This is a genomic window from Mycobacterium sp. TH-M103 (genome assembly GCF_057473785.1).
The window spans coordinates 1-11,077 of the sequence record NZ_JBYCLG010000312.1; the positions used below are offsets into that span (position 1 = coordinate 1).

At 69.5% G+C, this 11,077-nt stretch carries 9 protein-coding genes and 1 tRNA gene; 3 read left to right on the forward strand and 7 right to left on the reverse strand.

All coding sequences use genetic code 11. The annotated features are described in order from the left end of the window. Together AC2VOR_RS17250 and AC2VOR_RS17255 are read left to right on the forward strand one after the other, a co-directional pair. On the forward strand, positions 1-243 hold a 243-nt coding region (locus AC2VOR_RS17250; protein ID WP_486964198.1), incomplete at its 5' end, for a DUF881 domain-containing protein. 9 nt (positions 244-252) lie between these two features. Beyond that, positions 253-939, forward strand: a complete 687-nt coding sequence (locus tag AC2VOR_RS17255; protein ID WP_369736243.1) for an aminodeoxychorismate/anthranilate synthase component II — start codon at positions 253-255, stop codon at positions 937-939. Here AC2VOR_RS17255 and pknB read toward each other — a convergent pair. From pknB to AC2VOR_RS17290, 7 genes are all read right to left on the reverse strand, one after another. Further along, complete coding sequence (gene pknB, locus AC2VOR_RS17260) at positions 917-2,803, reverse strand: Stk1 family PASTA domain-containing Ser/Thr kinase (protein ID WP_486964199.1); 1,887 nt, start codon at positions 2,801-2,803, stop codon at positions 917-919. The genes AC2VOR_RS17255 and pknB overlap by 23 nt on opposite strands. Continuing rightward, complete coding sequence (locus AC2VOR_RS17265; RefSeq protein WP_369736245.1) at positions 2,800-4,089, reverse strand: serine/threonine-protein kinase; 1,290 nt, start codon at positions 4,087-4,089, stop codon at positions 2,800-2,802. The genes pknB and AC2VOR_RS17265 overlap by 4 nt, the downstream gene beginning before the upstream one ends. After that, positions 4,086-5,564 (reverse strand): D,D-transpeptidase PbpA, encoded by a 1,479-nt coding sequence (gene pbpA, locus AC2VOR_RS17270; RefSeq protein WP_369736246.1) that lies wholly within the window; start codon positions 5,562-5,564, stop codon positions 4,086-4,088. Before pbpA ends, AC2VOR_RS17265 begins: the two co-directional genes overlap by 4 nt. Beyond that, a complete protein-coding gene (locus AC2VOR_RS17275; RefSeq protein ID WP_486964200.1) occupies positions 5,561-6,970 on the reverse strand; it encodes an FtsW/RodA/SpoVE family cell cycle protein in 1,410 nt (469 codons plus the stop codon). The genes pbpA and AC2VOR_RS17275 overlap by 4 nt, the downstream gene beginning before the upstream one ends. After that, positions 6,967-8,475: a PP2C family protein-serine/threonine phosphatase gene (locus AC2VOR_RS17280; RefSeq protein WP_369736249.1), complete on the reverse strand. Its 1,509-nt coding sequence runs from the start codon at positions 8,473-8,475 to the stop codon at positions 6,967-6,969. Before AC2VOR_RS17280 ends, AC2VOR_RS17275 begins: the two co-directional genes overlap by 4 nt. Continuing rightward, a complete protein-coding gene (locus AC2VOR_RS17285) occupies positions 8,472-8,939 on the reverse strand; it encodes an FHA domain-containing protein FhaB/FipA (protein ID WP_369736250.1) in 468 nt (155 codons plus the stop codon). The genes AC2VOR_RS17280 and AC2VOR_RS17285 overlap by 4 nt, the downstream gene beginning before the upstream one ends. Before the next feature lie 124 nt (positions 8,940-9,063). Continuing rightward, the gene (locus AC2VOR_RS17290) at positions 9,064-10,743 is read right to left on the reverse strand and encodes an FHA domain-containing protein (RefSeq protein WP_486964201.1); all 1,680 of its coding nucleotides are present in this window, start codon (positions 10,741-10,743) and stop codon (positions 9,064-9,066) included. A 251-nt stretch (positions 10,744-10,994) separates the two neighbouring features. On the opposite strand from AC2VOR_RS17290, the gene AC2VOR_RS17295 reads away from it, so the two are divergent. Further along, a tRNA-Leu gene (locus AC2VOR_RS17295) sits at positions 10,995-11,077 on the forward strand.

An 11,077-nucleotide genomic window follows, 5' to 3' on the forward strand; every position in this document is an offset into this window, starting at 1 on the left:
GGGCGCACCTACAGCCCGCCCTACACCGTCACCGCGATCGGCGATCCCACCGCCATGCAAGCCGCCCTTGCCGCCGCTCCCCTGGTGACCCTCTACAGGCAATACGTGGTCCGGTTCGGCCTGGGTTACCACGAACAGGTCGAGTCCGACGTGCGGATCGTCGGCCACACCGGGCCGCTGCGGATGCATTACGCGCAGCCCCTGCCGCCGGCGACCAGCGCCCCCGGTGGGCGCGGGCGGTAGCCTGTCAGGATGCGGATCCTGGTTGTCGACAACTACGACAGCTTCGTGTTCAACCTCGTGCAGTACCTGGGCCAGCTCGGCGTCCAGGCCGAGGTATGGCGCAACGACGACGCCCGGCTCGCCGATGAGCCGGCCATCACCGCGAAATTCGCCGGTGTGCTGCTGAGCCCCGGACCGGGCACGCCGGAACGCGCGGGCGCGTCGATAAGCCTCGTCCGGGCGTGTGCTGCGGCGCGGACGCCGCTGCTGGGGGTCTGCCTGGGCCACCAGGCCATCGGCGTCGCATTCGGTGCCCGGGTGGACCGTGCACCCGAGTTGCTGCACGGCAAAACCAGCAGCGTTTTCCACACCAATGTGGGTGTGCTGCAAGGCCTTCCGGATCCGTTCACCGCCACCCGCTACCACTCGCTGACGATCCTGCCGGAGACCCTGCCGTCGGTGCTGGAGGTGACGGCCCGTACCCGCAGTGGTGTGGTCATGGCGGTGCGCCACAGCGAGTTGCCGATTCACGGCGTCCAGTTCCATCCGGAGTCGATCCTGACCGAGGGCGGGCACCGGATGCTGGGAAACTGGCTCGCCGACTGTGGATGGGCACGCGACGACACGCTGGTCCGCCGGCTGGAGAACGAGGTCCGCGCCGCGGTGCGGCCGCATCTGCCCCCGGATCCGGTGGCTACTGACCGAACTTCAGCGTGATGATGCCGTCGCGGTTGACCCCGGCCCCGGCGGGCGGGTTCTGATACACCACCTTGTTGTGCATGGAACCGCCGGCGTCGACGTCGGGGCCCTTGTCCAGCACCCCGGTCCAGCCCAGCGCGCGTAACCGCGGTTCGGCGTCGGTCCAGAACATGTTGGTCACGTCGGGCATCACGAACTGGTTGCCCTTGGAGACCTGCAGCTCGATGACCGAGTCGACCGGGACCGCGGTGCCCTTGGGCGGGTTGGTGCCGACCACCTCGCCGGCTGGCCTTGGACTGTCCACGTCGGCCTGACTGAACTTGGTGAAGCCGTACACGGTGAGGTTCTTCTGCGCGACGTCGACGGTCTGGCCCGCCACGTCGGGGACCTGCTTGGTCTCCGGGCCGGAGCCGACGATGACGGTGATGACGTTGGTGATCGCCGAGGTCTGGTTGGCCGGCGGGTTGGTCCCGATGACCTTGCCCATCAGGTCCGGGGTGGACGGCGAACTGGCCTGCTTGAACTTGGTGAACCCGGCGGCTTTGAGCTTCTTGACCGCCTCGCCGTAGCTCAGCGAGGAGACGTCGGGCATCTCACGCTGCTCGGGCCCCGTGGATACGTTGATGGTGATCTCGTCACCGGCACTCACCGACGCGTTGGCGTCGGGGTCGGTGTCGATGACGTGGTCCGGTGGGATCGTCGAGTCCGGCTTCTGCAAGGTGCGCGTCTTGAAGCCGCGGTTCTGCAGTACCGCGATCGCGTCGGCGGAAACCTGGCCGCGCACGTCGGGCACCTGGACGTCGCGGGTGCCGCCGCCGAACGTGTTGAAGGCGATGACGACGACTATCGTCAGCACTGCGAGCACGGCCACCGCGACGACCCAGCGGGCGACCGAACCGCCGAGCCGCTCGTCGTCGGTGTCGGCGCCGCCCAGTGCCTGGCGGGGCAGCGGGTCGGTGCGGGGGTGGCCGCCGTGTCCGCCCGAGTGCGTGAGCAGCGACGTGCGCTCGGCGTCGGTGAGCACCTTGGGCGCCTCCGGTGGCTCACCGTTGTGCACCCGCACCAGATCGGCGCGCATCTCGGCCGCGGTCTGGTAGCGGTTTTCCGGGTTTTTGGCCAGCGCTTTGAGGACGACGGCGTCGAGGTCGGCGGAGATCCCCTCATGCCGATGCGACGGGGGAATCGGATCTTCCCGCACATGCTGATAGGCCACCGCGACCGGGGAGTCGCCGGTGAACGGCGGCTCGCCGGTGAGGATCTCGTACAGCACGCAGCCGAGCGAATAGACATCGGATCGCGCGTCCACGGAATCGCCGCGGGCCTGCTCGGGCGACAGGTACTGGGCGGTCCCGATCACGGCTGCGGTCTGGGTGACGCTGTTGCCGCTGTCGGCGATCGCGCGCGCGATGCCGAAGTCCATCACCTTGACGGCGTTGGTGGTGCTGATCATGATGTTGGCCGGCTTGACGTCGCGGTGGATGATGCCGTTCTGGTGACTGAAGTTCAGCGCCTGGCAGGCGTCGGCGATGATCTCGATGGCGCGCCGCGGGGGCAGCGGTCCCTCGGTGTGCACGATGTCGCGCAGGGTGACGCCGTCGACGTACTCCATCACGATGTAGGGCAGCGGGCCGGCGGTGGTCTCGGCCTCGCCGGTGTCGTACACGGCGACGATGGACGGGTGGTTCAGCGCCGCGGCGTTCTGGGCCTCCCGCCGGAAGCGCAGGTAGAAGCTGGGGTCACGGGCCAGATCGGCGCGCAGCACCTTGACCGCGACGTCGCGGTGCAACCTGACGTCGCGCGCCAGGTGAACTTCCGACATGCCCCCGAAGCCGAGGATCTCGCCCAGCTCGTAGCGGTCGGACAGATGCTGCGGGGTGGTCATCGCGGTATCTCGTGCCGGGCCGGCAGCGCGACCGGGGTCGGCGGGAGGCCCCGAACGGTGAACCGCGGGGGGCCCAGGCCGGACGGGGTCTTGCTCGGCGATGACGCGCCCGAGGATCCCGAGGAGGAGGGCGGGCCGCCGGTCTCGGTGACCGTCGGGGGCGGCGTCGGCTGTTGCTGGGCGTCGCCGCGGGAGTTGATCACGATCAGCACCGCGATGATGATCGCCAACGCGCCGAGCACGCCCGCGGCCCACAGCAGCGCGCGCTGGCCCGACGAGAACGTGCGCCGCGCCGGGGGTGGCCGATGCCCGCCGGTGGTCGGCCGGGACCGGCGCGCCGCCGGGCTGCGCCCACTCGAGGCGCCCGCGACCCGGGTCGGGGCGCCTGCGGACGGGATGGCCGCCGGCGAGGCGCGCCCGGGCGGCGGCGACTGGCTGGGCCTCGGCGGACGGCGGCCGGCGCGCACCGCGGCGACCGCGTCGGCGAACGGTCCCCCGCTGCGATAACGCATCCCCGGGTTCTTGACCAGGGTGATCTCGATCAGCTCGCGGACGTTGGGCGGCAACTCGGCGGGCAGCGGCGGCGGGGGTTCCTTGATGTGCTTCATCGCCACCGTCAGCGCGCCGTCGCCGGTGAACGGCCGCTTGCCGGAAACGACTTCGTAGCCGACCACGCCGAGGGAGTAGACGTCACTGGCCGGGGTCGCGTCGTGGCCCAGCGCCTGTTCGGGCGCGATGTACTGGGCGGTACCCATCACCATCCCGGTCTGGGTCACCGGTGCGGCGTCGACGGCCTTGGCGATACCGAAGTCGGTGATCTTGACCTGGCCGGTGGGGGTGATCAGGATGTTGCCCGGTTTGACGTCGCGGTGGACCAGTCCGGCGGCGTGGGCGACCTGCAGGGCCCGGCCGGTCTGCTCGAGCATGTCCAGGGCGTGCCGCAGCGACAGCCTGCCGGTGCGCTTGAGCACCGAGTTCAACGGCTCGCCGTTGACCAGCTCCATGACCAGATAGGCGGTGCGCCCCTCCCCGTCCAGCTGACTCTCGCCGTAGTCGTGGACGGCGGCGATACCCGGGTGGTTGAGCATCGCGGTGGTGCGCGCCTCGGCGCGGAAGCGCTCGATGAACTCGGGGTCCTGGGAGAACTCCTGTTTGAGCACCTTGACCGCCACACGCCGACCCAGCCTGCTGTCGACGGCCTCCCAGACCTGACCCATGCCGCCGGTGGCGATCAGGCGTTGCAGGCGGTACCGGCCGGACAGCGTCACACCTACTCGCGGGCTCATGGTCCCCCCTGTAGCGCGGCTTCGATCACGGCCCGCCCGATCGGCGCGGCGAGTGCACCCCCGGTCGCGGACAGGCGATCTCCGCCGTTCTCCACCACGACCGCGACGGCGACCTTCGGCGCTTGCGCGGGCGCAAACGCGATGTACCACGCGTGCGGTGGGGTGTGTCGCGGATCGGTGCCATGTTCTGCGGTACCAGTTTTCGATGCGATCTGCACGCCGGGAATGGCCCCTTTCTGCTGCGCGACCTTCTCGGCGCTGACCATCAGCTCTGTCAGCTTAGCCGCGACCTGCGGTGACACCGCGCGGCGCTGTTCGTAGGGCACGGCGGTGCTGATGTTGGACAGGTCCGGGCCCTTGAGGCTTTCGACCAGGTACGGCTGCATTGCCACCCCGTTGTTGGCGATCGTCGCGGCGACCTCGGCATTCTGCAGCGGCGTGACGGCGACGTCTTTCTGTCCGATGCTCGACATCCCCAGGGCAGCGGCGTCGGGGATCACCCCGACGGTGGATTCGGCGACCTGCAGCGGGATGACGGGCGGGGCGCTGTCCAGCCCGAACGAATGCGCCGTGCCGCGCAGCGCCTCCGTACCGGTCATGAGCCCCAGCTGGACGAATGCGGTGTTGCACGATTTGGCGAACGCCTCGGCGAGCGACACCGTCGGTTCGGGTCCGCATGGCCCCCCACCGTAGTTCTCCAAGGTGGCGCTGCTGCCGGGCAGCGGGATCGAGGGCGCCGCGGTCAACTGCTCGCCGACCGTGGCGCCGGCCTCCAGCGCGGCCGCGGTGGTGATCACCTTGAACGTGGAGCCGGGCGGATAGGTCTCGGAGATGGCGCGGTTGGCCAGCGGATCGGCCGGGTCGTCGCGGAGCCGCTGCCACGCCTGCGCCTGCAGTTGGGGATCGTGCGAGGACAGGAGGTTGGGGTCATACGACGGCGACGACACCATGGCCAGAATCTTGCCGGTGGACGGCTCGATGGCGACGATGGCGCCTTTGCACGGCGGCCCCCCGCAGCCCTGCTGCATCGCGTCCCAGCCGGCCTGCTGGACCCGCGGGTTGATCGTGGTGTCGACGTTGCCGCCGCGCGGATCGCGGCCGGTGAGGAAGTCGGCTAGCCGCCGTCCGAAGAGCCGCGCGTCCGAGCCGTTGAGCACCGGGTCCTCGGCGCGTTCGAGCCCCGAGCTGGAATAGCGCAGCGAGTAGAAGCCGGTGACCGGCGCGTACACGTCCGGGTTCGGATACACCCGCAGGAACCGGTACCGGCTGTCGGTGGCGACCGAATAGGCCAGCAACTGGCCGCCGGCGACGATCTGGCCGCGTTGACGCGAGTACTCGTCGAGCAGGATCCGCTGGTTGCGCGGGTCGGCCCGCAGCCCGTCGGCGGCGAAGACCTGCGTCATCGTGGCGTTGAGCAAAAGCAACACCATCAACGCCATCACGGTGACCGAGATGCGGCGGAGGGAGGTGTTCATACCCGCTGTATCACCTCGGTGCCGGCGGCCTCGATGGACGACGTGTTGCGCGAGCGGGTCCGCAGCGGGCGCCGCGCGCTGTGCGAGATCCGCGCCAGGATGGCCAGCAGCACATAGTTGGCCAGCAGCGACGACCCGCCGTAGGACATCCACGGTGTGGTCAGCCCGGTGAGCGGGATCAGCTGCGTCACCCCGCCGACGACGATGAACAGCTGGACCGCCAGCGCCGACGCCAGACCGGCGGCCAGCAGCTTGCCGAAGCTGTCGCGGGTGGCGATCGCGGTGCGCAGGCCGCGGACGATGACGATGGTGTATAGCAGCAGGATGCTGGCCAGCCCGACCAGCCCGAGCTCTTCCCCGAAGGCCGCGATGATGAAGTCGGTCGCCGCGGCGGGCACGGTGTCGGGCTGGCCGTTGCCCAGGCCCGTGCCGAAGATGCCGCCGGTGGCGAAGCTGAACAGCGACTGCACGATCTGGTAGCCGCTGCCGTCGGGATCGGCGAACGGATCCCACCACGTCTGCACGCGAACCCGGACGTGCGCGAAGGCGAAGTACGCCGCGACACTCCCCGCGGCGAACAGCACCAGGCCGATGACCACCCAGCTGAATCGCTGTGTGGCCAGGTACACCACGACCAGGAAGGACGCATAGAGCAACAGCGAGGTGCCCAGGTCCTTTTCGAAGACCATCACCCCGATCGAGGTCACCCAGGCCGCCAGCAGCGGCGCAAGGTCGCGTGGGCGGGGCAGCGTCATGCCCATGACGTGCTTGCCGACGCTGGTGAACAGGCCCCGCTTGGCGATCAGGACCGCCGAGAAGAAGATCAGCAGCAGGATCTTGGAGAACTCGGCAGGCTGGATCGAGAAGCCGGGCAGCCGAATCCAGATCTTGGCGCCGTTCTGTTCGGACAGCGAGGCGGGGAGCAGCGCGGGCACCGCCAAGAAGATCAGGCCCGCCAGCCCGCAGATGTAGCCGTAGCGCGCCAGCTGGCGATGGTCCTTGAGGAAGGTGACCACCAGCGCGAACGTGGCCACCCCGACCAGGGTCCACAACATCTGCTGGGTCGCGCTGGGATGGTGGCGGCCGCTGAGTTCGTTGTCGGCGAGGTCGAGTCGGTGGATCATCACCAGGCCGAGCCCGTTGAGCAGCGCCACGATCGGCAGCAGCAGCGGGTCGGTGTAGGGGGCGAACCGCCGAACGGCCAGGTGGGCGCCGCCGAACACGGACAAAAAGACCAACCCGTAGGTCGCGATACCCCAACGCACGCCGCGTTCCTGGTTGGCCTGCACGATGAGCAGGGCGGCGACGGTGATCAGCGCGGCGAAGCCCAGTAGCAGCAGTTCCGCGTTGCGCCGGGTCGGTAGCGGAGGCGTGACCGCGACTGGCGGCTGGAGCTGGGTGGTCATGCCACCGTCCGGCAGTCGATGCCCGGCTGAGGTGGGGGTGGAGGGAGCGCGGTCACCGTTTGTGCGGGGGGCGCCGTGGGCGACGTGGTCGCAGGCGACGCCGGCAGGGTGCCGGAGGGGGTGCTCGCGGGGGTCCGGGTGGGACTCGTGGAACGGGTTGAGGTGGTGGTCGACGAGGTCGGGGGCGCGGTCGTCGCGCCGGTGGTTGTCGTGGTCGGCGGAGAGGTGGCGCGGGGTGGCGGGCAGGGCGGCAGCAGCGAGTTGGCCGACAACTCACGCAGCTGTGCGATGGCGTCGTCGAGCGTCCCGGACGGTAGCCCGGCCTGGACCTGGGCCCGTTCGGGCGGGCGCAGATCCTGCAGCTGAATCAGGTGGCAGTCGAGGGTGCCGCGGCTCTGGCTGAAGCTGACGAGGGAAAGCTCGTTGCGGGCATTGAGGCACCCGATCAGGTAGGGCTCGTGCAGGGAGATGCCCAGTAGCGAGCCCTGGATCCCGCGCACGATCGACACCAGGCCGTTGTCTTCGGCGACGTAGTAGTTGCTGCGGATGATTGCCCGGCCGATCGCCAGGCCGGCGAGCGCCACGAGCACCACCAGTGTGACGACGATCGCCGTCCGACGCCGCGACCAGCGCGGGCGGCTCGGCGTTTCGGCTTGCGGCGCAACACGTTTGGTGGCCTCTTTGCGCGGCCCGATGGCGGAGGCGCGGCCGGCGGAGGTGTTGGGCAGCGTCAGCTGGTCGTCTTCGCCGGACACCGCACCGGCCAGGATCGGCTGGGTCTGGCCGTAGTCGTAATCGACGACGTCGGCGACGACGACGGTGACGTTGTCGGGCCCGCCGCCGCGAAGCGCCAGCTCGATGAGGCGGTACGCGGCCTCGGCGACATCGGGGATCTGCAGCGCCTCTTGGATGGTTTCGTCGCTGACCGGGTCGGACAGGCCGTCCGAGCAGAGCAGGTAGCGGTCACCGGCGCGCGCTTCGCGCATGGTCAGGGTCGGTTCGACCTCGTGTCCGGTCAGCGCCCGCATGATCAACGACCGCTGCGGGTGGCTGTGCGCCTCCTCCCGGGTGATGCGGCCTTCGTCGACCAGGGTCTGGACGAAGGTGTCGTCCTTGGTGATCTGGGTCAGCTCACCGTCGCGCAACAGGTAGCCGCGCGAGTCGCCGATGTGCACAAGCCCGATGCGGTTGCCCGCGAACAGGATTGCGGTCAGCGTGGTGCCCATGCCCTCGAGTTCGGGTTCCATCTCGACCTGCGCGGCGATGGCGGCGTTGCCGGCGCGCACCGCGGCGTCGAGCTTGGCGAGCAGGTCGCCGCCGGGTTCGTCGTCGTCGAGATGGGCCAGGGCCGCGATAACCAACTGGGACGCGACCTCGCCGGCGGCGTGGCCGCCCATCCCGTCGGCCAGGGCCAGCAGCCGCGCGCCGGCGTAGACGGAGTCTTCGTTGTTCGCGCGTACCAGGCCGCGATCACTGTGGGCGGCGTATCGCAGAACCAGCGTCACGGGCGCAACTCGATCGCCGTTTTGCCGATCCGGACCGGCGTTCCCATGGGTACTCGTACCGCAGTCGTCACCTTCGCCCTGTCAAGGTAAGTGCCGTTGGTCGATCCTAGATCTTCGACGTACCATTCCGTGCCGCGCTGAGAGAGCCGGGCATGCCGCGTCGAGGCGTAGTCGTCGGTCAGCACCAGAGTCGAGTCGTCGGCGCGCCCGATCAACACCGGTTGGCCGCTGAGCGTGATCCGCGCGCCGGCCAGCGCGCCTTCGGTCACCACCAGGTAGCGGGCGGTGTCCCGGCGTTGCCGCGACGGCAGCAGCGTGCCCCGCAGCGCCAGGCCGCGGCGTACCATGACAGCACCGGTCGGGGCATAGATGTCGGTCCGCAGTATGCGCAGCACGGACCAGATGAATACCCACAACAGCGTCAAAAACCCGGCACGCGTCAGCTGCAGTACCAGTCCCTGCATCTGGCGTCCTTTCCGTCCTCGCTCGGTACTCGCGGCACCCGTGACACCGAGCACATCAGCAACGTCACGATACTTGGACGGTTGTCGTGGCGGGGCGAAGCGCGGCGGCGGTGAGCCCGGGGCGTCAGTGAATGCGAACGATGATCTCCGAGTGACCCAGCCGGATCACATCGCCGTCGGCCAGCTGCCATTCTTGTACCGGTGCGTTGTTCACGGTGGTGCCGTTGGTGGAGTTGAGGTCGGACAGCAGCGCGACCTGCCCGTCCCAGCGGATCTCGAGGTGGCGGCGCGACACCCCGGTGTCCGGCAGGCGGAACTGGGCGTCCTGTCCGCGGCCCACGATGTTGGAGCCCTCGCGCAATTGATAGGTGCGACCGCTGCCATCATCGAGCTGCAGGGTGACGGCGGTCCCGGGGACGCCGTAGCCGCCTTGGCCATAACCGTCGTAGCCGCCCGGTTGCTGGCCGTAGTCGCCGTACTGGCCGTAGTCGCCGCCCTGGCCGTAGTCGGGCTGCTGCTGGCCGTAGTCGCCCGCCTGGCCGTAGTCGGGCTGCTGGCCGTAGTCGTAGTCGCGGTGTGCGGTCTCGGAGTACCCGGGGGCCTGGGGGCTTTGCGGGGCGTACCCCCCGCCGGGGACGCTCTCGGCGTACTGCGTGTGGTCGCCGGGTCCGTAGTCGGGGCGGCTGTATGCCTGGCCTCCCTGCTGGTAGCCCTGGTCGTACCCGCCGCCCTGGTCGGGGTAGGCCGGCCGTTGCTGCTGGTGGCCCTGCTGGGGCGCGTAGCCACCCTCGTCCGGGCGGGCCGGGCCGCGACCGTAGTCGCCGTAGCCGCCGTAGCCCGGCTGGCCGCCGCCGGGCGGGCCGTAGCCGCCCTGGCGGTAACCCTGGTCGTAGCCCTGACCGCCGTAGCCGGGAGGACGCTGTTCGTAAGACTGGGGGTAACCACCTTGGTCCGGGTAGCCGCCCTGCTCCGGATAGCCGCCCTGTTCGGAAGTGCGGGGCGGCGCGTATCCGCCCTGCGGCGGGTAGCCACCCTGCGGCGGGTAGTCGCCCTGCTCCGGGTACCCCCCGCGCTGATGGTCTTGGTAGCCCGCACCCTGTTCGGGGTAGCCGCCCTGCTCCGGATAGCCGCCCTGTTCGGGAGAGCGGGGTGGCGTGTAGCCGCCCTGCGGCGGGTAGCCGCCCTGCTCCGGCCGGTGCCCCCCTCGGGGGTCCGGCCCACCGGGCCTGTCCGGGCCACCCTGCGAATCGTCTTGCGGACGGCCGTAGCGGTCGTCGTAGTACTCCTCGCCGGGCCGTCCCTGCCCCTGATCCCCGCGGTAGCTCGAATTGTCAGTCATTGCTGCTACTCCTCGTTCTGCGCCGAACGCGTGATTCGATTGTGGCCGGAGCGGATCGTCGACCGTCGGGCGGGGCTTGGCGTCGGGGTTGACAGCACCGCGTGCGCGGAACTGGCCGGTGTGCAGGTTCGGCGTCTGCTCGAACCGGACGACCACCTCACCATACGTTTGCCACCCCTGTTCATAGATGTAGTCGGCCAGGTACCGCTCGAAAGCGCTCGACGTAAGGTCCGGGTCGGCGCCTACTTTCTCGAAGTCGTGCACACCGAGGGTAATGATGTATTCGTTGGGCGCCAAAAGACGATTGCCCTGAAGGGGCCGCACGCCGTCCTCGGCCTCGCGGCGCAGCAGGGCTTCCACCTCCTGCGGAACGATCGATCCTCCGAACACCCGGGCGAACGCGTCACCGACGGTTGCCTCGAGCTTGCGCTCGATCCGCTGCGCCAGGCCCCGGTGGCTACTCATGTCTCAGCATGCACCCGCTCACGTCCGGGCATTCGGACGATGCACGGCAAACGCCTCGCCCGCGTGTCGCGTCACCCAAGCATGGTATCGGTACACCACGACGATGCGGCACCTCGGAAACTCTGAGAATATGGTATCCGCGCAGCTCAATGCGGTCGCAGGAAGCGGCGGCCCAGTGGGAGCACCGCGGGCGGCACGAGCCAGTTGGGTCCGCGGCCACTACAGTGGTATGTTCCAGCGGTTGATTTTCGGGGCGAGTGGCGGAATGGCAGACGCGCTGGCTTCAGGTGCCAGTGTCCTTCGGGACGTGGGGGTTCAAGTCCCCCTTCGCCCA